This is a genomic window from Streptomyces sp. NBC_01166, assembly GCF_045039765.1.
Lineage (GTDB): Bacteria > Actinomycetota > Actinomycetes > Streptomycetales > Streptomycetaceae > Streptomyces.
Window position 1 is genome coordinate 6,527,678 of the sequence record NZ_CP108613.1, and the last position, 22,335, is coordinate 6,550,012.

General features: G+C 72.6%; 21 protein-coding genes. 9 read left to right on the forward strand and 12 right to left on the reverse strand.

Annotated elements, in window-relative coordinates:
* Window positions 1–37: 37 nt before the first annotated feature.
* On the reverse strand, window positions 38–700 hold the full coding sequence (locus OG379_RS29860) for a response regulator transcription factor (protein WP_103517292.1): 663 nt from the start codon (window positions 698–700) through the stop codon (window positions 38–40).
* Window positions 701–924: 224 nt separating this feature from the next.
* The gene (locus OG379_RS29865; RefSeq protein WP_405666068.1) at window positions 925–1,584 is read right to left on the reverse strand and encodes a DUF3000 domain-containing protein; all 660 of its coding nucleotides are present in this window, start codon (window positions 1,582–1,584) and stop codon (window positions 925–927) included.
* A 92-nt stretch (window positions 1,585–1,676) separates the two neighbouring features.
* Between OG379_RS29865 and hemE the strand changes: the two genes are divergently transcribed.
* Window positions 1,677–2,786, forward strand: a complete 1,110-nt coding sequence (hemE, locus tag OG379_RS29870; RefSeq protein WP_401520302.1) for a uroporphyrinogen decarboxylase — start codon at window positions 1,677–1,679, stop codon at window positions 2,784–2,786.
* Between the two features lie 12 nt (window positions 2,787–2,798).
* On the opposite strand, the gene OG379_RS29875 is transcribed toward hemE, so the two are convergent.
* Together OG379_RS29875 and OG379_RS29880 are read right to left on the reverse strand one after the other, a co-directional pair.
* Window positions 2,799–4,178, reverse strand: coding sequence for an FAD-dependent oxidoreductase (locus OG379_RS29875; protein WP_405666069.1), 1,380 nt, complete (start codon window positions 4,176–4,178; stop codon window positions 2,799–2,801).
* A 53-nt stretch (window positions 4,179–4,231) separates the two neighbouring features.
* Window positions 4,232–5,212: a DUF4349 domain-containing protein gene (locus OG379_RS29880; RefSeq protein WP_405666071.1), complete on the reverse strand. Its 981-nt coding sequence runs from the start codon at window positions 5,210–5,212 to the stop codon at window positions 4,232–4,234.
* A gap of 127 nt (window positions 5,213–5,339) precedes the next feature.
* On the opposite strand from OG379_RS29880, the gene hemG reads away from it, so the two are divergent.
* Both hemG and hemQ read left to right on the forward strand, forming a co-directional pair.
* Window positions 5,340–6,827, forward strand: a complete 1,488-nt coding sequence (gene hemG, locus OG379_RS29885) for a protoporphyrinogen oxidase (protein ID WP_405666072.1) — start codon at window positions 5,340–5,342, stop codon at window positions 6,825–6,827.
* Window positions 6,828–6,831: 4 nt separating this feature from the next.
* Window positions 6,832–7,545, forward strand: coding sequence for a hydrogen peroxide-dependent heme synthase (hemQ, locus tag OG379_RS29890; RefSeq protein ID WP_356714022.1), 714 nt, complete (start codon window positions 6,832–6,834; stop codon window positions 7,543–7,545).
* Between the two features lie 283 nt (window positions 7,546–7,828).
* Here the strand turns inward: hemQ and OG379_RS29895 are convergent, their stop codons facing one another.
* From OG379_RS29895 to OG379_RS29905, 3 genes are all read right to left on the reverse strand, one after another.
* Entirely contained in the window at window positions 7,829–8,605 is a 777-nt protein-coding gene (locus OG379_RS29895) for a TIGR04222 domain-containing membrane protein (RefSeq protein ID WP_405666073.1), read from the reverse strand.
* Window positions 8,606–8,722: 117 nt separating this feature from the next.
* Window positions 8,723–9,730: a TIGR04222 domain-containing membrane protein gene (locus OG379_RS29900; protein WP_405666074.1), complete on the reverse strand. Its 1,008-nt coding sequence runs from the start codon at window positions 9,728–9,730 to the stop codon at window positions 8,723–8,725.
* A 6-nt stretch (window positions 9,731–9,736) separates the two neighbouring features.
* Window positions 9,737–11,029 carry a DUF692 domain-containing protein gene (locus OG379_RS29905; RefSeq protein WP_405666075.1) on the reverse strand — a complete coding sequence of 431 codons (1,293 nt, stop codon included), beginning with the start codon at window positions 11,027–11,029 and terminating at the stop codon, window positions 9,737–9,739.
* 529 nt (window positions 11,030–11,558) lie between these two features.
* On the opposite strand from OG379_RS29905, the gene OG379_RS29910 reads away from it, so the two are divergent.
* A complete protein-coding gene (locus tag OG379_RS29910) occupies window positions 11,559–12,917 on the forward strand; it encodes a family 43 glycosylhydrolase (protein ID WP_405666076.1) in 1,359 nt (452 codons plus the stop codon).
* Window positions 12,918–12,923: 6 nt separating this feature from the next.
* Here the strand turns inward: OG379_RS29910 and OG379_RS29915 are convergent, their stop codons facing one another.
* A complete protein-coding gene (locus tag OG379_RS29915; protein ID WP_393764261.1) occupies window positions 12,924–13,676 on the reverse strand; it encodes a DUF4142 domain-containing protein in 753 nt (250 codons plus the stop codon).
* Window positions 13,677–13,868: 192 nt separating this feature from the next.
* The gene (locus OG379_RS29920; protein ID WP_405666077.1) at window positions 13,869–14,816 is read right to left on the reverse strand and encodes a LysR family transcriptional regulator; all 948 of its coding nucleotides are present in this window, start codon (window positions 14,814–14,816) and stop codon (window positions 13,869–13,871) included.
* Between the two features lie 114 nt (window positions 14,817–14,930).
* Here OG379_RS29920 and OG379_RS29925 point away from each other — a divergent pair, with 114 nt between their 5' ends.
* Complete coding sequence (locus OG379_RS29925; RefSeq protein WP_405666078.1) at window positions 14,931–15,824, forward strand: NAD(P)H-binding protein; 894 nt, start codon at window positions 14,931–14,933, stop codon at window positions 15,822–15,824.
* An 89-nt stretch (window positions 15,825–15,913) separates the two neighbouring features.
* Window positions 15,914–16,279, forward strand: a complete 366-nt coding sequence (locus OG379_RS29930) for a darcynin family protein (protein WP_405666079.1) — start codon at window positions 15,914–15,916, stop codon at window positions 16,277–16,279.
* Window positions 16,280–16,300: 21 nt separating this feature from the next.
* Here OG379_RS29930 and OG379_RS29935 read toward each other — a convergent pair whose 3' ends face one another.
* On the reverse strand, window positions 16,301–17,065 hold the full coding sequence (locus OG379_RS29935; RefSeq protein WP_405666080.1) for a peptidyl-tRNA hydrolase: 765 nt from the start codon (window positions 17,063–17,065) through the stop codon (window positions 16,301–16,303).
* Window positions 17,066–17,138: 73 nt separating this feature from the next.
* Here OG379_RS29935 and OG379_RS29940 point away from each other — a divergent pair, with 73 nt between their 5' ends.
* From OG379_RS29940 to OG379_RS29950, 3 genes are read left to right on the forward strand one after another with little or no spacing between them, the layout of a single operon-like run.
* Window positions 17,139–17,813, forward strand: coding sequence for an AIM24 family protein (locus OG379_RS29940; protein WP_104784728.1), 675 nt, complete (start codon window positions 17,139–17,141; stop codon window positions 17,811–17,813).
* Window positions 17,810–19,504: an ATP-binding cassette domain-containing protein gene (locus tag OG379_RS29945; protein ID WP_405666081.1), complete on the forward strand. Its 1,695-nt coding sequence runs from the start codon at window positions 17,810–17,812 to the stop codon at window positions 19,502–19,504. The genes OG379_RS29940 and OG379_RS29945 overlap by 4 nt, the downstream gene beginning before the upstream one ends.
* A 14-nt stretch (window positions 19,505–19,518) precedes the next feature.
* A complete protein-coding gene (locus OG379_RS29950; protein ID WP_393764173.1) occupies window positions 19,519–19,698 on the forward strand; it encodes a hypothetical protein in 180 nt (59 codons plus the stop codon).
* A 17-nt stretch (window positions 19,699–19,715) separates the two neighbouring features.
* Here OG379_RS29950 and OG379_RS29955 read toward each other — a convergent pair whose 3' ends face one another.
* Together OG379_RS29955 and OG379_RS29960 are read right to left on the reverse strand one after the other, a co-directional pair.
* Window positions 19,716–20,630: a polysaccharide deacetylase family protein gene (locus OG379_RS29955; protein ID WP_405666082.1), complete on the reverse strand. Its 915-nt coding sequence runs from the start codon at window positions 20,628–20,630 to the stop codon at window positions 19,716–19,718.
* Between the two features lie 87 nt (window positions 20,631–20,717).
* A complete protein-coding gene (locus tag OG379_RS29960) occupies window positions 20,718–22,094 on the reverse strand; it encodes an alkaline phosphatase PhoX (RefSeq protein ID WP_405666083.1) in 1,377 nt (458 codons plus the stop codon).
* Between the last annotated feature and the right edge of the window lie 241 nt (window positions 22,095–22,335).

Genomic DNA, 22,335 nt, shown 5'->3' on the forward strand with positions numbered 1-22,335 from the left:
GTTACGCATCCGCGCAGGTGCCGGCAGGGTGCGGGGGTCAGTGGATGATGCCCGTGCGCAGGGCCACGGCGACCATTCCGGCGCGGTCTCCGGTGCCGAGCTTGCGGGCGATGCGGGCGAGGTGGCTCTTGACCGTGAGGGCGGAGAGGCCCATCGAGACGCCGATGGCCTTGTTGGACTGGCCTTCGGCGACCAGGCGGAGCACCTCCACCTCACGGCCGGAGAGTTCGCGGTAGCCGCCCGGGTGGCTCGGGGAACCGGGAGGCCTGCGGTGCATACGGGCGGCATTGGCGCCGATCGGGGCGACGCCGGGACGGGTGGGGTGGCCGATGTTGGTACGGGTGCCGGTGACGACATAGCCCTTCACGCCGCCCGCGAGGGCGTTGCGAACCGCGCCGATGTCATCGGCGGCGGAGAGGGCGAGGCCGTTCGGCCAGCCGGCGGCTCGGGTCTCGGACAGCAGGGTCAGCCCGGAACCGTCGGGCAGGTGGACGTCGGCAACGCAGATGTCGCGCGGGCTGCCGACGCGGGGGCGGGCCTCCGCGATGGACGACGCCTCGATGACGTCACGAACTCCGAGGGCCCACAGATGGCGGGTGACGGTGGAACGGACGCGCGGGTCGGCCACGACGACCATGGCCGTCGGCTTGTTCGGGCGGTAGGCGACCAGGCTTGCGGGCTGCTCGAGGAGAACGGACACCAGGCCTCCTGGGGAGTGGAGTGGGGGGACGGGCCGGCTCGGGGATGAAGCCGGGGCGAACCGTGCTTGAAGGGTCATTGACCTCTTCGGCAGCAGGTGCGTCCTCCTTTAGGGGAAGATCACGATTTAGTGAGTAACAATTCGGGCAAATAGGACACGCGATCGATTGTACGAAAAGAGAGCCGGTCCACGTGCGACCGGCTCCCCACGAAAATGACGCAGCGTTATGAGACCTGCGGCCCGCGCCTCTGGGGCAGCGTCACCACCGCCGCGTCGGAGGTGGCCGACGGCGGCAGGCCGGCGAGCTGGCAGAGCAGATCACCCCAGGCGACCAGGTGCGCCGCCGTGTCCGGCACCCCGCCGCGCCCCTCGCGCGGCGTCCACGAGGCCCGGATCTCGATCTGCGTCGCCGGGCGGCGCGCGGACAGCGCGCCGAAGTAGTGCGAACCGGCGCGCGTCACCGTCCCGCCGGCCTCCCCGTACGAGAGGCCCCGGGCGTCCAGCGCCCCCGTGAGCCAGGACCAGCAGACCTCGGGCAGCAGCGGGTCGGCTGCCATCTCCGGTTCGAGTTCGGCGCGTACGAGCGTCACCAAGCGGAACGTGCCCTGCCAGGTGTCGTGTCCGGACGGGTCGTGCAGGAGGACCAGGCGGCCGTCGGCGAGATCGTCCTCGCCCTCCACGACTGCGGCCTCCAGGGCATACGCGTGCGGGGCGAGCCGCTGCGGCGGCCGTGTCGGCTCGACCTCCAGTTCGGGGCGCAGGCAGGCGGAACGCAGCGCGTCGACCGCCGACCGGAACGCGGGCGGGACGCCGTCGCCGTCCGCGCCCTCCTCGCTGTCAGTGCCATCGGAATGATCGGAAAATTGTCCCTGAGCCGGAGCCATGCGGGGAAGAGTAGGCGGAACCGGAGCGCCGTGCAGGGAGGGACACCCATGCGGCGTCCGGCTCGTTGTCACTCCGTGCGAAGATTCTGTGCGTGAGTGCCAACGACCTTCCCCAAGAGCTCAGCTCCGTCCGATCAGGGGAGGGCCCGTCCTCGGGCCTGCGGACGACCCCCGCCACCCACGACTCGGCGTTCCTCAAGGCGTGCCGCCGGGAGCCGGTGCCGCACACCCCGGTCTGGTTCATGCGACAGGCGGGACGCTCGCTGCCCGAGTACCTGAAGGTCCGTGAGGGCATCGCGATGCTCGACTCGTGCATGATGCCGGAGCTGGTCACGGAGATCACGCTGCAGCCCGTGCGCCGTCACAAGGTCGACGCCGCGATCTACTTCAGCGACATCGTCGTACCGCTCAGGGCCATCGGCATCGACCTCGACATCAAGCCCGGCATCGGCCCGGTGATCGCCGAGCCGATCCGCACCCGCGCCGACCTGGCCCGGCTGCGCGACCTCACGCCCGAGGACGTCCCGTACGTCACCGAGGCCTTCGGGATGCTCACCGCCGAGCTCGGCGCCACGCCGCTCATCGGGTTCGCGGGTGCGCCGTTCACCCTCGCGAGCTACCTGGTGGAGGGCGGCCCGTCCCGCAACCACGAGCGCACCAAGGCCATGATGTACGGCGAGCCCGAGCTCTGGGCCGACCTGCTCGACCGGCTCGCGGAGATCACCGGCGCGTTCCTCAAGGTCCAGATCGAGGCCGGCGCCTCCGCCGTGCAGCTCTTCGACTCCTGGGTCGGCGCCCTGGCCCCGGCCGACTACCGCCGATCCGTGATGCCGGCCTCCGCGAAGGTCTTCGACGCCGTCGCGCCGTACGGCGTCCCGCGCATCCACTTCGGCGTCGGCACCGGCGAGCTGCTCGGCCTGATGGGCGAGGCCGGCGCGGACGTCGTCGGCGTCGACTGGCGCGTCCCGATGGACGAGGGCGCCCGCCGGGTCGGCCCCGGCAAGGCGCTCCAGGGCAACCTCGACCCGGCGGTGCTGTTCGCGCCGACCGAGGTGGTGGAGGCGAAGACCCGCGAGGTGCTCGACGCCGCCGCCGGTCTCGAGGGCCACATCTTCAACCTCGGGCACGGCGTCATGCCGGCCACCGACCCGGACGCCCTGACGCGCCTGGTGGAGTACGTCCACCAGCAGACGGCGCACTGACCGCCGCCTCTCCTACCCACCGGCCGCCCGCACCGCCGACACGGCCTTGCGGGCGGCGACCAGGACCGGGTCCCAGACCGGCGAGAACGGCGGCGCGTAGCCGAGGTCGAGGGCGGTCATGGCCTCCACCGTCATGCCGGCGGTGAGCGCCACGGCCGCGACGTCCACGCGCTTCGCCGCCCCCTCACGTCCGACGATCTGCACGCCCAGCAGCCTGCCGGTCCGGTACTCGGCGAGCATCTTCACCGTCATGGGCTTCGCCCCCGGGTAGTAGCCGGCGCGGCCCGTCGACTCGATGGTCGCCGTGACGAAGCGCAGGCCGACCGCGCGTGCGTCCTTCTCACGCAGCCCGGTCCTGGCGATCTCCAGGTCGCAGACCTTGCTCACCGCCGTGCCCACCACGCCCGGGAACGTGCCGTAGCCCCCGCCGACGTTGGACCCGATGATCTGGCCGTGCTTGTTGGCGTGGGTGCCGAGCGCGATGTGCCGGGTGCGGCCGGCGACGAGGTCCAGGACCTCGACGCAGTCCCCGCCCGCCCAGATGTCGTCCTGCCCCACGACCCGCATCGACAGGTCCGTCAGCAGGCCGCCGTGCGGCCCCAGCGGCAGACCGGCCTCACGGGCCAGGGCGGTCTCCGGCTCGACGCCGATTCCGAGCACGACGACGTCCGCGGGGTAGGTCCCCCCGTCCGTGACGACCTCCGTGACCCGGCCGTCCGGGCCGGTGCCGATACGGGTGACCCCGGCACCGTTGACCGTGGTGATGCCCAGCCCGTCCATCGCGTCGTGGACCAGCTTCCCCATGTCCGGGTCGAGCGTCGCCATCGGCTGGGCACCGCGGTTGAGCACCGTCACCTCGAAGCCGCGCTTGAGCATCGCCTCGGCCATCTCGACGCCGATGTAGCCCGCGCCGACGACGACCGCCCGGCGCCCCGGAGCCCGTTCCAGCGATTCCAGGAGTTCCTGGCCGTCGCCCAGGGTCTGCACGCCGTGGACACCGGGGGCGTCGATCCCGGGCAGCTCGGGGCGCACCGGCCGGGCGCCGGTGGCGATCACCAGCTTGTCGTAGCCCGTCCAGTAGGTCTCGCCGCTGTCGCGGTCCAGCGCCCGTACCCGGTGCCCCGCGACGTCGATCTCCGTCACCTCGGTGCGGGTGCGCAGATCGATCGAACGGGCCCGGTGCTCCTCGGGCGTACGGGCGATGAGGTCGTCCGGCCCCTCGACGTCCCCGCTCACCCAGTACGGGATTCCGCAGGCGGAGTACGACGTGAAGTCGCCGCGCTCGAAGGCGACGATGCTCATCGCGTCCGGCCCCTTGAGCCTGCGGGCCTGCGACGCGGCGGACATGCCCGCCGCGTCGCCCCCCACGACCACCAGTCGCTCCGCCGTCATGTGCCGGGTCCCTTCGCCGCCGTATGCAGGGTCAGGGGCCCACGCTACGACGCCTATGGGGCAGGCGTGGCCTGCCGCGTCTCCGACGCCGGCTCCCGGGACGTCGTACGGCGTCGTGGCAGACGGCCGCGGAGCAGCCGCCACAGGAGCACCAGGACTGCCGCCGCGGCCAGGAACGGCGCCGTGGCACCGATCGCCACCGCGATCCACCGCAGCATCGTCACGAACGCGTCCCAGCCGCCTTCCAGCGCGTCCAGGAAACCGGTGTCCTCGTCCTCGGGGTCCTTCCCGTCCTCGTACGGCTCGCTGAGTTCGAGCGTGACGGTCGCGAGCGAGGTGCGGTCCTTCAGTGACGCCTGCTGCGCGAGCAGGGACTCCAAGTCGGACTGCCGACTGCTCAGTTCGCCTTCCAGAGTCACCACGTCCGTGAGCTTCTCGGCCTTGTCCATCAGGTCACGGACCCGTGCGACGCTCGCCCTCTGCGTGGCGATCCGGCTCTCGACGTCGACGACCTGCCCGGTGACGTCCTTCGCGTTCGACGTGCGCGACAGCAGCTTCCCCGACCCGGCGAGGCCGCTCAGCACCTCCTCGTACCGGGCCTGCGGCACCCGCAGGACGAGATGGGACATGTCGTGGGTGTCGTCGACCCGTTCCGTGGTCTCGTCCGCCACGATTCCACCGGCGTCCTCCGCGGCGCTCCGGGCCGCGGCGACCGCCTTCGGCACGCTCTTCACCTCGATCGAGAGCGTGGCCGTGCGGATGACGTGGACCGCGACCGTGGAGCCCGGATCCGGTGCCGAGGAGGCGCCGTCGGCGGGCTTCACGGCCGACTTCCCGCCGGCACCGGCCTCCGCGGGCGCCGCCGCCTTGTTGTCGCCCGCGGACTGCAGTTCCCGCGTGCCGCTGTCGCCGGAGGCGCCGCACGCGCCGGTGGCCATGAGCACCACGAGCAGCCCGGCGGCCGCCGTCACGCGTGATCCGCGGCTGCCGGGGCGAGTGGGTGGATGACTGTCCGTGTGTCGGTCGAAAGGCATAACGCGTCCCCCCAGGGCCGTTGTTGATGGTGCCGGTTCGACGTAAGGGGTCCGTGTGCGGGTTTCGTGTCCGCGGTTTCGAAGCGGTCACGTTCGGGACTCGGCCCGGGTTTGAGAGAGTGGACCCATGCAGCGTTCTTCTCAGCGCGACACCACACGCACGGGCCACGTCGTCGTCATCGGCGGCGGCATCGCCGGACTCGCCGCCGCCCACCGGCTGCTGGACTCCGGCCTCAGGGTCACCGTCCTGGAGGCGACTGAGCGGCTCGGCGGCAAGCTGATGACCGGCGAGATCGCGGGCACCCGGGTCGACCTCGGTGCCGAGTCGATGCTCGCGCGCCGGCCCGAGGCGGTCGGGCTGGCCACGGCGGCCGGACTCGGCGACCGGCTCCAGCCGCCCGCCACCGCCACCGCCTCGGTCTGGACCCGCGACGCCCTGCGCCCCATGCCCAAGGGCCATGTGATGGGCGTGCCGGGCGACCCGTCGGCGCTCAGCGGCGTGCTCTCGCCCGAGGGCCTGGCCCGGATCGCCGAGGAGCGCGATCTCACCCCGACCGCTGTCGGCGACGACGTCGCGGTCGGCTCGTACGTCGCCGACCGGCTCGGCCGTGAGGTCGTCGACCGGCTCGTCGAGCCGCTGCTCGGCGGGGTGTACGCGGGTGACGCCTACCGGATCTCGATGCGCGCGGCCGTGCCCCAGCTCTTCGAGGCCGTGAAGGAGGGCGGCCCACTCCTCGACGGCGTGCTCCGCATCCAGGAGAGGGCGGCCGCCCGGCAGCAGACCGGACCGGTCTTCCAGGGCATCGAGGGGGGCATCGGCACCCTGCCGGGGGCCGTGGCCGACGCCGTACGGGCCAAGGGCGCCGAGATCCTCATGGAGACCCCGGTGCTCGGCCTGACCCGGACCGGCGAGGGCTGGGACGTGCGCACCGACAGCCGGGTGATCGCCGCCGACGCCCTCGTCCTGGCCACCCCCGCCTGGTCCGCGTCCACCCTGCTCGCCGCCGAGTGCCCGGCCGCCTCGGTCGAGCTCGCCGCCGTCGAGTACGCCTCGATGGCCCTGGTCACCATGGCCTTCCGGCGCACCGACATCGAGAACACCGAGGCGCTCCGGGGGCGCTCCGGATTCCTCGTACCGCCCGTCGACGGGCGCACGATCAAGGCCGCCACCTTCTCCAGCAACAAGTGGCAGTGGGTGGCCGACGCGGCCCCCGACCTCTTCGTGCTGCGCACCTCCGTCGGCCGCTACGGCGAGGAGGAGCACCTGCACCGTGAGGACTCCGAGCTCGTCGCCGCGTCCCTGGGCGATCTCGCCTCCGCTGCCGGGCTGACGGCCCGGCCCGTGGACACCGAGGTCACCCGGTGGATCGGGGGGCTGCCCCAGTACCCCGTGGGCCACCTCTCCCGCGTCGCCAGGATCCGCGAGGAGGTCGCCAAGCTGCCCGGTCTGCGGGTGTGCGGAGCGGTGTACGACGGCGTCGGGATCCCGGCCTGCGTCGCGAGCGCGCACCGCGCCGCGGACGAGATCGTCCAGGACCTCACGGGTCCGGGCACGGGGGAGATCGACAACATGCCGCCCCGGGTTCGGGGCACCGGGAGCGAGGCGGGACAATAGCCGTATGAGTGCGCCAGAAAAGCTTCCGAACGCAGGCAAGAAGGCCAAGGACCTCAACGAGGTCATCCGCTACACCCTGTGGTCCGTCTTCAGGCTGAAGGACGTCCTTCCCGTGGACCGCGCCGGTTACGCCGACGAGGTCCAGGAGCTGTTCGACCAGCTCGGGGCCAAGGACATCACGGTCCGCGGCACGTACGACGTGTCCGGCCTCCGGGCCGACGCCGATCTGATGATCTGGTGGCACGCCGAGACCTCCGACGAGCTCCAGGAGGCGTACAACCTCTTCCGGCGCACGAAGCTGGGCCGCGCACTCGAGCCTGTCTGGTCGAACATGGCGCTGCACCGCCCCGCCGAGTTCAACAAGTCGCACGTGCCGGCCTTCCTGGCCGACGAGACCCCGCGCGACTACATCAGCGTGTACCCCTTCGTGCGCAGCTACGACTGGTACCTGCTGCCCGACGAGGACCGCCGCCGCATGCTCTCGGACCACGGCAAGATGGCCCGCGGCTACCCCGACGTGCGCGCCAACACGGTCGCCTCCTTCTCGCTGGGCGACTACGAGTGGGTCCTCGCCTTCGAGGCCGACGAGCTGTACCGCATCGTCGACCTCATGCGTCACCTGCGGGCCTCCGAGGCGCGGCTGCACGTCCGCGAAGAGGTCCCGTTCTACACCGGACGCAGGAAGTCCGTCGCAGACTTGGTGGCCGGACTCGCATAGCCAGCGTTTCCGGTCATCCCGACCCGGAAGATCAGTTGGCGGGCAACGGCGCGTGTGACGCCGCCCGTCGTTCCAGCGACACCGGGTCCGGTACCGGGTGCACATCGGCCGACGGCCGGCGAACTGTCGTGACCCGCGGGGGAGTCAGCCATTCCTCCCCGTGGGGCGCCGCTCCTCGCCGGTCCGGCCGATGTGCCCCGGGCCGCACAACTGAACAGGACAGCACCAGGGCCGCCCCCGACGCCGGGGGCGGCCCTGGTGCTGCACGGCGCCCGACCAGGGTTCAGCCGCCGTTCCGCGCCCCGCTCAGCATCGCCGCCCGCAGGCCCGGGTCCTCCAGAGCTCGCACGCCCCTCACCGCCACTGCCGCCAGGAGATCGCGGTCCGCACCGCGCACCGGGGCCGGCAGTGAGTCCAGCCAGCGCTGCCCGGACGGGGAGGCCCACGGGCTGTACGGATGGTTCTCCACCCGCGCGATGGCCAGGCAGCCCAGCGTCAGTACGAGCGGCAGCCCGAACCACGCGGCCACCGGCCCGGCGTCACCCGTGTCCTGACCGGGCATCAGCATGGCGGTGACCGCCAGGGCCACCACCAGCACCGCCGCGCCCCGTACGGCCCGCACCGCGGACTCCAGACCCGTGCGGGCCCCGTGCGGCACGGCGAGGCCCGCCGCGACGAGGCGGTCGGCGAGGGAGAGTACGGCATCGGCCGCCGCCGCGGCGGCCCGGATGGGGCCTATCCGGGACTGCCCTTCCGGGCCGATCGCGCGGATCACGGTGCGCTCGACCTCGTCCCGGCCCTCCGGGTCGACCACCGTGGCCCAGCCCGTGTGAGCGAGCAGCAGCCGGCGCCGCAGATGCATGGAGACCAGCGCGAGGTCGGCCACCCGCTGCGGTCCGCCGGCCAGGAACGCCGTCTCGTACAGAGTGAGTTCGGGGGAGACGGGTGCCCGTGCGGCACGGGGCTGCGGATGGGCCGCGCCCGCGGTGAGGAGGCACAGCCGGATGCAGGAGACGGCGGCCGCGCCCCACGCGACCAGAAGAAGCAGGACCCAGAGCATGGCCGAGTTCTATGCGAAAACGGCAGGGAAGCGCCATGGGCTGTTCACGATATGGACCAAACTCGGTCACGGGCGGTCATGAGTGGCTGAATCCATACGCCTGCCGACCCCGCTCCCTCACGAGCCTCCGCCGCAGCTGGACCCTCCGCCGCAACTCGACCCGCTGCTGCAGCTGGACCCGCCGCCGCAGCTCGACCCACTGCTGCCGCAGCTCGATCCCGAACTGCACGCGGAACCCGTCCCCGAGTCACCGCCCCCACCACTGGACCCGCCGCAGCTCCCGCCCCCGGGGCCCGCCCCGGCGCACCACACCACCGGCACGAACGCGACGGCGGCGGACGAGGACGAGGAGACCGACGAGGAGCGCCCGGCGGGCCGCTGCCTGGCCGCAGCCACCAGCTGCCCCTGGAGCTCGGGGTCGGGGAGTGCGGTCAGTCCCCGGGTGGCCACCAGGTGGGCCGGGTCGGTCACATGGGCGTTGGCCGCCCGGCAGCTGTCGGCGGCCCTGCGTCCCGCCCTGGTGAGCCGCGCCCCGGCCGAGGCCGCGGTGGCCAGACCGACCACGGCTCCGGCCGCGAGCGCGGGCAGTACCTTCAGGACGAAGGGGAACGGCAGGTCCGCGTACGAGTCGTGCAGGGCGTACTGCGCGACGGTCAGTGCGATGGCGACCGGGAACCCCACTATGCATCCGATGCCCAGGGTGAGCGCCCAGGTACGGCGCGCCCGGCTCTCGCCGGGCGCGACCAGCAGCCCCCGGGCGGCCAGTCCGTCGCCGATCTCCTGCACCGCCGGATGCCGCATCACGGCCTCCCGCAGGATGTGGAGGGCGCCGCTCGGGGCCGCAGCCAGCTCCTGGAGCACGGCGCGCTCCACGGCGTCCCGGGCCTCGGGCCGCTGGACCACGATGATGCCGGGACCACCGATGCGCAGGCGCCCGTCCGTGTGCATGCGGGTGAGAGCGGTGTCCACGACCCTGGCCGGGCCACCGCTGAGAAAGGCCTCCTCGGAGAGGTCGTGCACATACACGGTGCCGCTGTCCCCCAGGCCGGCGCGGCGCGTCGCGACGACCAGGAGCGTGCAGGAGACGGCCACGGCCATGGTCAGCAGAAGGGCAAGAGCGTTCATCCGAAGTCACCTTCCGAGCAGGGCGGTACGGGCGGCGTGGACCAGGCGGGCCCCTCGGCGCGGCGGGTGGGGGGCGGCGCGCTCCTGCCACCAGCGGGTCAGCCTCCGGCGGGCCGCGTCGTCGGCCGGGCGGCCGGTGGCGAGCAGCTGCTCGGCGAAGCCGAGCGCGTCACGGCGGTAACCACCGGACATCGGCCGGTTCCTGGCGTACGCCAGGAACGCCTTCCGGTAGTCGTCGCCGAGGATCTCGGGCAGTTCCGGTGCGACCTTGGCGACGACGTCGGCCCGCTTCGCGGCCAGGGCGCGGCTCTGCACCCCGAGGCGCCGGTGGTCGAAACCGTCCGGGGCGGGCGTGCCGGCCACGAGCGAGGAGAGCAGCGCGGTCTGCGCCACGGAGGTCCGGTCGCGGGCCCCGGCCGCGCGGACGGCCGGCTCCGGCGGCCGGGAGGGCCGCTTCCGGCCGGCCCCCGGCGCGGGGGCCGCGGCGGCCAGGGTGGAGCGGATCGCGGTCAGTTCACCGGCCAGCTCGCCGGCCGGCGGGAAGTCGTCGTCGCGCTCCAGCAGGACCCCGGGCGGGTCCACGCGGGAGCGGAGCGCGCCCAGCACGTCCAGGACGGGGCGGGTCACGGGGTGGGCGTGCGTGTCGTGCCAGACGCCGTCCTTCTCGACGCCGCCCGCCACATGGACGTACGCGATGGCCTCCACCGGCAGTTCGTCGAGCGCCGTCGCGGGGTCCTCGCCGCGGTTCACGTGGTTGGTGTGCAGATTGGCGACGTCGATCAGCAGCCGTACGCCGGTGCGCTCGACCAGCTCCGCGAGGAACTGGCCCTCGGTCAGCTCCTCGTCGGGCCAGGAGATCAGGGCGGCGATGTTCTCCAGAGCCAGCGGGACGGGCAGCGAGTCCTGCGCGATCCGCACGTTCTCGCAGAGCGCCTCCAGGGCGTCCCAGGTCCTCGGCACCGGCAGCAGATGCCCCGCCTCCAGGACCGGCGACGCGGTGAGCGGTCCGCCGGCGCGCACGAACGCGATGTGCTCGGTCACCAGGGGGGTGCCCAGCAGCTCGGCGCGTGCGGCGAGGCCGGCGAGACGGCCGGGATCCGGGCGGTCGGCGCCGCCCAGGCCCAGCGAGACCCCGTGCGGGACGACCGTGACCCCGCGCTCCCGGAGGCGTACGAGGGACTCGGGGAGGTGGTCCGCGCAGAGGTTCTCCGCGACCGCCTCGACCCAGTCGATCCCCGGCAGCGCCTCGACGGCATCCGCGATCTCCGGCCGCCATCCGATGCCGATCCCCAGCTTCATGGTGTCCCCTCCCCGTCCTGTGCAGGGGTCATGGCCCCGTCGTGCGGCGGTGAACCCGGAAGGGGGGACGTTCAGAGCTCAATTTGAGGTTCCCGGACAGGACCGAAGTGCGCCGTTATCTGATCGTGATGCTCCTTGAGGGCTCATCGGTACCCCTCCGACCTGCGGAAACGCGGAGTAACACAGATATGCCGACGAGCCGGACACTCCGGATTAATTCCACGGTCTGTTGACGGAGATCAACAGCCCTTCGCATGCTGATCGACATGCCATCCAAGGACGGCCGCACCCTCCCGGCGGGGTGTCCGGGCCCGCACCGCACGACCGCCGCGCCGCGCATCCCGTAGCTCCCGACGCGGGCGTGGACCGCCGCCCGGCTCCGCTCCACCGGCGCGTACGTCCGCCGGAGAAGCCGAACCCCACCCGACCGAAACCGGCCCAGGACCGGGCCGGACGATCCGCCGTGCCCGCCGACGGTCCTCGCGGACCGGCACGGTGTCCCGGACGAACGAAGGAGAACGTAACCGATATGACCAGCACCGAGAACAGGCCGCACCTCGGCCGGCGGTCCCTGCTGGCCCGTGCCGCCGGAGTGGGTGCGGCGGCCGCGCTGCCCGTGGCCGCCGCACCGGCGGCGCAGGCCTCGGCCGCCCCGGCTCAGGGCTCCGCCGCTCCGGCCGCGGGGAAGGGGCGGTACCCGGCGAACTGGCCCGATCCCGAGCCCTACGGCCTCGCGGACACCCGGCAGGACCTGTGGCCCCGTGAGGACAACTCGTTCGTCCTGCCGCTGGAGCTGCGCCCCCGCGACAAGGAGCGCGGCGTGGTGTGGATGCGGGACACCTACGTCAACTGCTTCGTCGTCGACGGCCGTCCGCTCTACGTCGCCACGGGCACCACCCGCGTGCCCGGCCTCGAAGCGGCAGGCCCGTGGAACGACGGCATCTTCGTCTGGACGGCCCGCTCCCTCAAGGGACCCTGGAAGCTGGCCGACACGACCGGGATCCGGCCCGGCGCGGAGAAGGGCAAGGTCTGGTCGCCGGAGTTCACCGACGAGAACCGGCCCGGGCGCACGGTCGTCGCCCCGTGGCAGGAGTACTGGTACGACGAGGAGTTCGGCAAGCGCGGCCAGGCGTGGGCCCCGGAGCTGCACCTTTTCCGGGGGAAGTGGTACATCGTCGCGTGCATGGGGGACCACTCCGAGAAGGTGGGCTCGTTCATGCTCGTGAGCGAGGGCGGGGTCGAGGGCCCGTACCGGCTCGTCGAGGGCAACCTGGAGAAGCCCTTCGGTGAGTCGTTCATCGGAGGGCCGAGCTTCATCAAGCCCGGCGCCTACCACCACATCGACGGCAGCCTCTACAGCGAGGGCGACGACGCCTGGCTCGTGCTGCACAACAACCTGTACGCGAAGTTCCGCGACGACATGGAGGACATCGTCCCGACGACGGGCCTCCCCGCGTTCCGGCAGACCCCCTACACGCCCGAGCCGTATCTCGAAGGCGCGTACGTGTTCAAGTACGGGGGGAAGTACTTCCTCCTCCACGCCGCCTGGGACCGGACGTCGGTCGAGGCCGACGGCACCGCGCGCCAGGCCTACGACCCGGGCGGCGCGGGCCGTGTGCAGTACCAGTACGACGCGGTCGCCGCCGTCTCGGACACCTTCGAGGGCCCGTACTCCCAGCGCTGGACGGTCGGCGTCGGCGCCGGGCACAACAACTTCTTCGAGGACTCCCGCGGCGACCTGTGGGCGACGTTCTTCCGCAACCCGAACTTCGGCCACTGGTCCAATCCTTCGCGGCTCGCCGACGCGGCCGTGCCCGGTGTCGTGCGGGTGGAATGGACGGGGCCGAAGGGCAACCGCCTGTACGTCCAGCGCCGCGACCGTGACTGACGGGTCCTACGGCTGAGGCAGCGGAGCCATCGTCGGTGGCACCGGGCGGGAGGTGAACGACTGGTCGCCGCTCGGAGTCACCGGCACCGGGACCTGCGGGACACCCGCACCCGAGCCCACGGGAGGCCCCGAGGGGCTGGCCGTCGAAGCGCCGGCCGCTTCGCGCGCCAGGCCGTCGAAGTCGACGAAGCCGGTGCGCTCCAGCATCGTGATGTGGTCGAGCACGGTCTGGTTGGCGTCGGAGGCCAGCTGCCGGATCAGTGAGTTGCGCGTGGTGTGCCGGACCTGCGCGATCAGCGCGAACACCTTGCCGTGCGCGGCGCGCAGGAGATTGGCGAACTTCTGCTCGTACTCCTGGCCACTCGCGGCGGTGAGCTCCCTGAGCCAGCCCTGCTGCTGCTCGGTCGGCTGGTTGGGGAGCTCCACCCCGAGCTTGGCCGCCACGTCGCGGGCCCGCCGGTCCAGGTCGGTGTGACCGACCACCAGGTGATCACCGGCGAGCTTCACCCCCTCGCTCGGTGCGCGCTCGATGGCCTGCTGCCCCGCGGGCAGTTCCCACAGCCCGGCGAGACGCACCTTGACCAGGAAGTCCCGGTCGGTCGCGGAGAGCGGGCCCCACTGGGTCGCGACGCTGGAGGCGTTCAGATTGGCCTCGCCGGTGCCGGAGCGGTCGGCGTACGACCACACGGGAAAGGCGAGCGCGCCGAGCGTGGCGACCAGCGCGGCGATGATGAGGGCCGTTCCGTTGATGCGTCGCAGCAAGATGTCTCCCGGGCCGGTGTGTGACAGCTCGAATCAACCGCCAACTGACACGGTGTTCAACCTACTTGGCGGTAATGCCGGTGCGGCAGTACGGGGAGATACGTATATCGGCGCAGGGATGTTCAGCCGGGCGTGAAGTCGTGGGTGCGCCACCCGCACGGTCCGGTGGGCCGGCGGCGCGGGACCGCGTCAGACGGCCGGGCTCCCGGCTGCGTGAAGAGTCCGGCGGACGGCGTCGCGGAGCCAGCGGTGGCCTCCGTCGGCTGCGTGGCGGGGGTGCCATGCCATGCCGATGGTCAGTGGCGGCAGGGGCAGGGGGATGTCGAGGAGGCGCAGACCCAGCGTGGTGGCGACGTCGGTGAGGGGGGAGGGGGCGGCGCCGGCGGGCGCGGTCGGAATGAGACAGACGGTGTCGCTGCGGGCGGCGAGGGCCATCGCGGCCATGTGGCCGGGGAGGACGACGGCGACCCGGCGGTGGAGGTTCCGTTCCGCCAGGGCGGTGTCCAAAGGGCCGGTGAACCGGCCGCGGCGGCTCACCACGACGTGTTCGGCGTCAGCCAGCCGGGCCGGCGTCAGGACCCCTTCGGTGAGGGGGTGGCCGGGCCGGACGGCCGCCGCCATCCGGAGGGTGACCAGCTCCTCGACCCGGGTCTCGGGGTCGACGTGGTCGATGGATCCGACCTCCAGGTCGATCCGCCCGTCGCGGAGCGCCGGTCCCGCTTCCAGGTCCTCGGTCCGGAACCGCAACGAAACCCCTGGCGCCTCCTGCCGGGCCAGCCGCAGCAGCCCGGGGGTCAGCGCCGCGCCGACCAGGTCGGCCGCCTGGAGGGTGAAGGTGCTCCGCAGTGCGGCGAGGTCGACACCGGTGCCGGGAGCGAGCAGCGCTCCGAGGCGGTGCACCACCGCGGCGGCCTCGTCGCGCAGGGCCTGCGCGCGGGGCGTGGGGACCATGCTCTGGCCGGCCCGGACCAGGAGGGGGTCCTGAAGGATGCGGCGGAGGCGGGCGAGGGTGCGGCTCATGGCGGCGGGGGAGGTGTGCAGGCGTGCGGCGGCACGGGTGACGCTCTGCTCGGCCAGCAGCGCGTCCAACGCGACGGCGAGATTGGCGTCGATGACAGGCTCTGAACTGCTGCTCATGGGCGTAATTCCATTTCAGGCAAGTATTCCGTGCTGAAGTTCCCATTGTGGCAACACTGTGGTCCTCCGCAGGATGAGGGACGTACCGATCCGGCACGACCCCATGAGGTTTCCATGATCGTCATCACTGCTCCCACCGGGAACATCGGCCGCCATCTGCTCCCGCTGCTCGTGGAGGCCGCACCCGCCCACGGCGAGGAACTGCGCGTGATCGTGCGCGACCCCGCACGGCTCCCCGACGCGGTGCGCGAACGCGTCGAGGTGGTCGCCGGCTCGCACGGCGACGCCGATGTCGTCGACCGGGCCTTCGAGGGTGCGGACGCCGTGTTCTGGCTCGTTCCCCCGGACTCCTCCCTGTCGCCGGAGGACGCCTACCGCGGCTTCACCGGCCCCGCCGCCAAGGCGCTCGTCGCCCACGGCGTCGGCCACGTCGTGGGCGTCTCCACACTCGGCCGCGGAACCCCGGCCGCGGACCGCGCCGGACTCGTCACCGCCTCCCACGCCATGGACGACCTCATCGCCGGCAGCGGCGTCGCCTACCGGGCCCTGGCCAATCCGTCCTTCTTCGAGAACCTCCTGGAGGAGGCCGGCTCGATCCGCGAGAAGGGTGTCTTCACCGATGCGGTCCGCGCGGACCGCAAGGCCCCCCTCGTCGCCGTCGCCGACATCGCGTCCGTCGCGTCCGGCCTGCTGCTGGAGCGCTCGTGGGCCGGGAGCGACAGCGTCCCGGTCCTCGGGCCGCAGGACCTGTCCCCCGAGGACCTGGCCCGCATCATGACCGAGCAGCTCGGCCGCCCGGTCCGCTACGAACGCCGGTCGTTCGACGAGCTGTACGCCGAGCTCATCGGCTACGGACTCGACGCGGCGTTCGCCCAGGGCGTCGTCGACATGAAGCGGGCCAAGGACGAAGGGCTCGACGCAGGTGTCGCCCGCACGCCGGACACCGCTTCGCCCACCACCTTCGAAGAGTGGTGTGCCCGGACCCTCGGGCCCGCCGTCCTCTCCTGAAGAGGCGCCGCCCGAAGATGCGCCGCCCCGTCACCTGCCCACGAGTAGCCCACCGCACCACCATCACTGCCGCCCCGGAGGCTCCCGTCATGTCCACAGAGGAAACCGCACCGCCGGTCACCGCTTTCATGCTCATCAAGACCATGCCCGAGTGGCTCGCCATGACCCCCCAGGAACGGGTGAACGCGTTCGCCACCGAGGTCATCCCCGCGATCAAGGCCAGGACCACCGGCGTCCGGTCACGCTTCTACGACACGGAGTTCTACTCCACCCGCGTCACCGACGTCTGGGTCTGGGAGGCCGACGACCACAACGCCTACCAGCTCCTCATCGACGCACTGCGCGAAACCCCTTTCTGGGACCGCTACTTCGAGATCGTCGACCTTCTCGTCGGCACCGAGAACGGCTACGCCCGTACCTACGGGCTCGACCCCGTCGCGACGGTCACCACCTGACGGGAGGCCCGGCCCGGCGGGTCAGCGGCGCAGGGCCGGATGGTCGGCGACGACCGTGCAGGAGCCCGGCGCGATCTCGGTGAATCCGGCGTCCCGCACCACCGGGAGCCCGGCGGCGGTGAGTTCACGCCAGCGGGCGGCGTCCGGGGTGGCGACGGAGAGCGGGAACCCCGCCTCGCGCCACGCCTTGCGCTCCGTGTCCGACAGCTCCCACCAGGCGAGCTGGGCGCCGTGGCCCGCCTGAGCCATGGCCTTGCCCGCCGACATGTCGACGTCCGGGCTCATCCACAGCACCGGACCGGCCGGATCGGGCGCGGCCGGAGGCTCCGGGTCGTCCAGGTCGGTGCCCGACACCTGGAGCTTGGCCAGCTCCTTGGGCCAGCCGTCCAGGGGCACCGGCGGGAACACCCGGACCTCGGCGTGCTCGCCCGTGACCGTGATCCCGGGCAGCGCGGAGGCCTTGCGCCACTCCGCGCCGCGCGCCCGCCGCACCACCTTGCGGATCCGGGCGTCCTGCCAGTCGCGCATGACCTGCGCCCACTCGCCCTCCGCCCCGCCCTCGTCCTCACCGAGCGAGCGGGGGTCCGAGAGGATCGTGAGCACCGCGCGCGCCGCGGTCACCAGGGCGTCGTTGCGCGCCGGGGGGTCGGTCTTCTCGAGGTGCACCACCAGCGGCAGGACGAACTGCGGGGCTTCGTCACGGGCCGTCGGATCCGTACGGAACGGGCTGTCGGCGGAGGCCTCCGGCGCGGCGGGAAGGGGCTCAGGAATGCTGTCGCTGCTCACGCGTCCAGTCTGCCAGGCCCCTCCGGCAACGCGTTCTTGGCGGAACAGAGGGCTCCGGGTGAGGATGCGCGCTATGAAGAGCGACCTCTTTTCCAGCGAGCACATGGCGCAGCAGGCCACCGCCCCCGGCATGACCCTGCAGAACGCCAAGTCCATCAAGTACGCCGTCAACGGTGAGATGCACGCGCGTCAGGGATCCATGATCGCCTTCCGTGGCGATCTCCGGTTCGAGCGCAAGGGCCAGGGCATCGGCGGCATGCTCAAGCGGGCCGTGACCGGCGAGGGGCTGGCCCTGATGGCGGTCACCGGCCAGGGAGAGGCCTGGTTCGCCCACGAGGCGGCCAACTGTTTCATCGTGGAGATGGAGCAGGGCGACGTCCTGACCATCAACGGCCGCAACGTCCTCTGTTTCGACGCCAGTCTGTCCTACGAGATAAAGACGGTGAAGGGCGCCGGAATGACCGGCGGCGGCCTCTTCAACAGCGTCTTCAGCGGCTACGGCAAGCTCGGCCTGATCTGCGACGGCAACCCCATCGTGATCCCCGTCACCGCGCAGCAGCCGGTGTACGTCGACACGGACGCGGTCGTCGGCTGGAGCGCCCAGCTCTCCACCTCGCTGCACCGCTCGCAGAGCGTCGGCTCCATGGTGCGCGGCGGATCCGGCGAGGCGGTCCAGCTGATGCTCCAGGGTGAGGGGTTCGTGATCGTGCGACCGAGTGAGCTCAAGCCGGAGAAGTCGTCCTCTTGATCCTTCGAGGAGTGGGCCGCCGGTACGGCCTGCGCGGTCCCTGGGTGCTGCGCGGGCTCGATCTGGAGCTGCCCGCGCGCGCCCTGGTCCGGATCGAGGGCCCCAACGGTATCGGCAAGTCGACTCTGCTGAGGCTGCTCGCCGGCATCGACGCGCCGACCGAGGGGAGCCTCACGGACCGGCCGCGCACGGCGTACGTCCCCGAACGCTTCCCCGCGGCGCTGCCGTTCACCGCGGCCGGCTACCTCGTCCACATGGGCCGCGTCCACGGGCTCCCGACCGCCGAGGCCGCCGTGCGGGCCCAGGAGTGGCTGGCGCGCTTCGGTGCCTCCGGCCACGCCCGTACGCCTCTCGCGGAACTCTCCAAGGGGACCAGTCAGAAGGTCGCCGTCGCCCAGTCGCTCCTCGCCGAACCGGACCTCCTCGTCCTGGACGAGGCCTGGACCGGGCTCGACACCGCGGCCCGCGACGAGCTGGACCGCGCGGTCGCCGAGCGGGTCGCGGACGGCGCCACGGTGGTGTTCGTCGACCACGACCCGAAGCGGCTCGCCGGGGCGGCCGACCTCGCGTACCGGCTGGAGGACCGCACGCTCACCCCGGCGGCGGATACGCCCGGCGATACCGGCCCGCACGTCCGGATCGAGGCGACGGGCCGCCCGTCCGCCGCCCTCCCGCCAGGCCTGCCGGGCGCACCCGTGGTGGAACGGGACGCCGGGAACCCGGCCGCGGTCCGGCTCACGACGACCGCGGCGCACTCGGACACCGTGCTCCACGCCCTCCTCACGGCCCGACCGCCGTGGCACGTCACCGGACTCTCACAGCTCCCCGTACCGGTCCCGGCCCCCGTGCCCGCCGCCGCGGACGGGGCGGCCGCAGGCCCGATGCCCCGTCCGGCTCCCGGCGCGGTGCCCGCGGACACGGCCGCTCCCGTGCCGGAGCGCCCGGGGCCCGCGGGCGCGGTCGCTCCCGTGCGGGAGACGGGCTCCCGCACGGCCCGTGCGGTCCGCCCGCCGGTGGGTGTCACGACCGCCCTGATCCGCTACCAGGCCGCGACCCTGGCACGCTCCCAGCGGTGGCTGGCGCCCCTCCTCCTGTACGCGGCGGTCCTCGGCGTCGGCGTACGGGCGGGGCAGCCGCTGCTGGACTCGCTCGGCTACGCCGCCGCGGCGCTGCTCCCCGCGGCCGCCTGGCTCGTGCGGCTCTGCGTCACCCAGGAGCCCCTCGCCGCCCGGACCGTCACCGCCGCCGCTGTCGGGCCGTCGCGCGCCCATTGCGCCTCGCTGCTCACCGGCCTGGGGTGCGCGCTCGCCCTGGGCGCCGCGGGTGCGGGGATCGTCCTGCTGATCAGCGAACCGGTCAGCACCGACCACACCGTCGCCGTCCCGCTCCTGCCCGCCGCGCTCGCCGGACTGCTCGCGGCCGGGTGCTCCGCGCTGCTGGGAACGGCGGTCGGGGCGCTCTGCGCCCGGCCGGTCCTGCACCGGCACGGCTGGTCGCTCGCCGCCACCGTCCTCGGCGCGCTGCTCGCCCTCGTGACCGACGGCTCTCCCGCGAAGGCCGCGGTGACGGGCCTGGTCTCGGGTTCGCTCACCGGCACGGTGCGGGTGCCGCTCCTGCCCCTGGCGGGTGCCCTCGCCGTCGGCGTCGCGGTGGCCGCACTCACCTCCCGGATCGCCGCTCTGCGCGAGTGAGTACGCTCGGGCGTATGGACGATGCGTACTGCGAGACGCCGGCGCCGGACCCCGCACCCGTGGACGCGGGTCCGCCGTACGCCGAGTGCGTGCTGTGCCGGAAGCCGACCGAACACCCGGAGTCGACGAAGGGCGCCACCCTCTGCCCGGTCTGCGCTTGGCAGGAGGCGGGGCGCACCGCCTGTTCCGGCTGACGCGCGGGCGGGGGTGCTCAGCCGCGCATCAGCTCGGAGACCTTGACGAAGCGGTAGCCGCGTGCGCGCAGCTCCGGGACGATCCGGCGTACGGCGTCCTCGGTGACGGGCGCCGCGCTGCGGGTGCAGTGCATGACCACCAGAGACCCCGGCTCCACCCCCTCCAGCACCTGCTCGGCCACCGCGTCCGCGTCCGTGGCGAAGGCGTCACCGCTGACCACGTCCCACTGGACCGCGGTCACACCGGCCGGACCCAGGGCCTTCAGCGACGCGTCGTCGTAGCAGCCGCCGGGGAAGCGGAAGTACGGCACGACGTTGCGCGCCCCGGTCTTCCGGATCGCGGTGAAGGCCCGCTCCACATCGCCCCGCATGTCCGCCTTCGCGACGGTCGGCAGGCCGTAGCAGGGGGAGGAGAAGGCGTAGTGGCTGAACGAGTGGTTGGCGATCTCGAACAGGGGATCGGTGCCGATCGAGCGGGCCTGGGCGGGATACTCCTGCGCCCACCGGCCGGTCATGAAGACCGTCGAGGGGACCTTCAGCCGACGCAGCGACGTGATCAGTCCGGGGTTGTCGAAGCGCTCGCCGTCAGCGGCACGCGGCCCCTGATCCGCCGTCATGTCCGCGTCGAAGGTGAGGGCCACGACCTTGTCGGCCCCGCCCGCCCCGCTGCGGGCGCCGGAGCCCTTGCCGTTCCCGCCCGCCCGTCGTTCGAAGACCGGCGTGAGACCACCGGGGCCGGGGGCCAGGACGGGCGGCTCGCTCTCCGGAACCCGCGACGGGGATGTGGGCCCCGTCGCGGGTTCCGTCGCCGGTGAAGGAGAGGCCGTCGGGAGCGCGGCGGTCGTCGCGCGGGTCGCCTCGGAGCTTCCGCAGCCGGTGAGCACTCCACCCACCACAGCCAGCACGATCATCGTACGAACGGATTTGATCATCGAAGGACGCTAGCCGTGGTGCGGCGGATCGTGCTCGCGGCGCTCCGGCCGCCGGGCAGCCGGATCACCCGACTGCCCGTACCCCTGTCAGCGCCAGGGACCCGTCACCGCGAACGTCGTCCCCGGCGTGTAGCAGTTCACGAACATCGTCCCGCCGTCCGGTGAGAACGTGACGCCCGCGAACTCGCCCCACTCCGGCTCCTCGGGCGTCCCGATGTTCTGCCGGCCGCGCGCCATCGGGTAGACCTCGCCGCGCCGCGTCACCCCGAGCACGTGCTGTGCGCCGCCCCCGTCCTCACAGACCATCAGCCCGCCCCCTGCGGCGAGGCAGATGTTGTCCGGGGACTCGCCGGGCAGCTGGACGTCGGTGTCCGGGCCGAAGACGATCACCAGGGTGAGCCTCCGCCGCTTCGGCTCGTACCGCCACACCTGGCCGAAGTGGTCGGCGGCCGACCCCTCCGCGCTGTGCGCGAAGCTGGAGACGAAGTACACCGAGGAGCCGCCCCAGTAACAGCCCTCCAGCTTCTGGGCGTGTGTGATGCCCTTCGGCCCGAAGTCCTGCAGCCGGATCGGCGTCCGCGCCGCCTGTGGGTCGGGTACGGGGACCCACTCGATCCGGTCGAAGCTCGCTCCCGTCTCCTGGATCACGGAGAGGTCGGGCACGCCGGGCACCCGCATGGCCTCGAGCGTGCCGCCGGCCCGCAGGGAGCCCGTGCCGCCGAGCGGCTTCTCGGGCAGGAAGCGGTAGAAGAGCCCGAACGGTTTCTCGAAGGCGTCCTCCGTCTCGTACACGATGCCGTTCTGCGGGTCGACCGCGACGGCCTCGTGCTGGAAGCGCCCCATCGCGGTCAGCGGTACGGCCCCGGTGCGGCGCGGATCGGCGCCGTCCACCTCGAAGATGAAGCCGTGGTCCTTCGTGTAACCGTTGGTGCCGGCCCTGTCCTCGGTCTCCTCGCACGTCAGCCAGGTGTTCCAGGGGGTGGGCCCACCCGCGCAGTTGACGGCCGTGCCCGCGATGGCGACGCGCTCGCCGCGTACGTTGCCGCGGCCGTCGAGTTCGAGGGACGTACAGCCGCCCTTGCCCATCGGGTCGTAGGTGAGGCCCTCGACCGTGGGCACGCCGATCCTTCCGGTGTTGCGGTTCTCGTGATTGCGCACGAGGTGGACGCGGCCGTTGCGGCCCGCGAAGGCGGCCATGCCGTCGTGGTTGCTGGGAACCTGGCCCTCGCCGGAGCGGAGCTGGTCGCCCTCCCGGGAGAGCACCCGGTAGCGGAAACCTTTCGGCAGATCGAGCAGGCCGTCGGGGTCCCGCACGAGGGGGCCGTAGCCGCTGTGCCCCCTGGCGTCGGCGGTGCCGGAGAAGAGTTCGGTGAAGGCCCCGGTGAAGGCGACCGAGGCTGCGGTCGCGGCGCTGCCGGCCAGGACCTGTCGTCGTGTTGCGAGGTGTCGGGATGTGGATGACATGAGGCAACTCCCTGTTGGCGGACAGGTGAAGTGACGTGCTCGGTCAGGCCTGCCCCGTGGGACGCCCTCGTGAACACTGTCATGCTCATGTATAACGCTGGGTTCGCCGGGGCGTGCCGGTCGCGCCGTGGAGATGCCCGTCGGACGACTGCCGAGACCCTCCCTCCCGCCCGTCGGCGGGTGAGAGGCCCTCGGCTGCTGTGTCCTCAGTGGTCACCGGCCGAGCGGTGGCCGTGCCCCG

Excerpts from the sequence above, each read along its gene's own strand:
- OG379_RS29865 (WP_405666068.1), bottom strand. The coding sequence starts at position 1,584 with ATGGCTCCGGCTCAGGGACAATTTTCCGATCATTCCGATGGCACTGAC.
- OG379_RS29875 (WP_405666069.1), bottom strand. The coding sequence starts at position 4,178 with ATGACGGCGGAGCGACTGGTGGTCGTGGGGGGCGACGCGGCGGGCATG.
- OG379_RS29880 (WP_405666071.1), bottom strand. The coding sequence starts at position 5,212 with ATGCCTTTCGACCGACACACGGACAGTCATCCACCCACTCGCCCCGGC.
- hemG (WP_405666072.1), top strand. The coding sequence starts at position 5,340 with ATGCAGCGTTCTTCTCAGCGCGACACCACACGCACGGGCCACGTCGTC.
- hemQ (WP_356714022.1), top strand. The coding sequence starts at position 6,832 with ATGAGTGCGCCAGAAAAGCTTCCGAACGCAGGCAAGAAGGCCAAGGAC.
- OG379_RS29895 (WP_405666073.1), bottom strand. The coding sequence starts at position 8,605 with ATGCTCTGGGTCCTGCTTCTTCTGGTCGCGTGGGGCGCGGCCGCCGTC.
- OG379_RS29900 (WP_405666074.1), bottom strand. The coding sequence starts at position 9,730 with ATGAACGCTCTTGCCCTTCTGCTGACCATGGCCGTGGCCGTCTCCTGC.
- OG379_RS29905 (WP_405666075.1), bottom strand. The coding sequence starts at position 11,029 with ATGAAGCTGGGGATCGGCATCGGATGGCGGCCGGAGATCGCGGATGCC.
- OG379_RS29910 (WP_405666076.1), top strand. The coding sequence starts at position 11,559 with ATGACCAGCACCGAGAACAGGCCGCACCTCGGCCGGCGGTCCCTGCTG.
- OG379_RS29920 (WP_405666077.1), bottom strand. The coding sequence starts at position 14,816 with ATGAGCAGCAGTTCAGAGCCTGTCATCGACGCCAATCTCGCCGTCGCG.
- OG379_RS29925 (WP_405666078.1), top strand. The coding sequence starts at position 14,931 with ATGATCGTCATCACTGCTCCCACCGGGAACATCGGCCGCCATCTGCTC.
- OG379_RS29930 (WP_405666079.1), top strand. The coding sequence starts at position 15,914 with ATGTCCACAGAGGAAACCGCACCGCCGGTCACCGCTTTCATGCTCATC.
- OG379_RS29940 (WP_104784728.1), top strand. The coding sequence starts at position 17,139 with ATGAAGAGCGACCTCTTTTCCAGCGAGCACATGGCGCAGCAGGCCACC.
- OG379_RS29950 (WP_393764173.1), top strand. The coding sequence starts at position 19,519 with ATGGACGATGCGTACTGCGAGACGCCGGCGCCGGACCCCGCACCCGTG.
- OG379_RS29955 (WP_405666082.1), bottom strand. The coding sequence starts at position 20,630 with ATGATCAAATCCGTTCGTACGATGATCGTGCTGGCTGTGGTGGGTGGA.
- OG379_RS29960 (WP_405666083.1), bottom strand. The coding sequence starts at position 22,094 with ATGTCATCCACATCCCGACACCTCGCAACACGACGACAGGTCCTGGCC.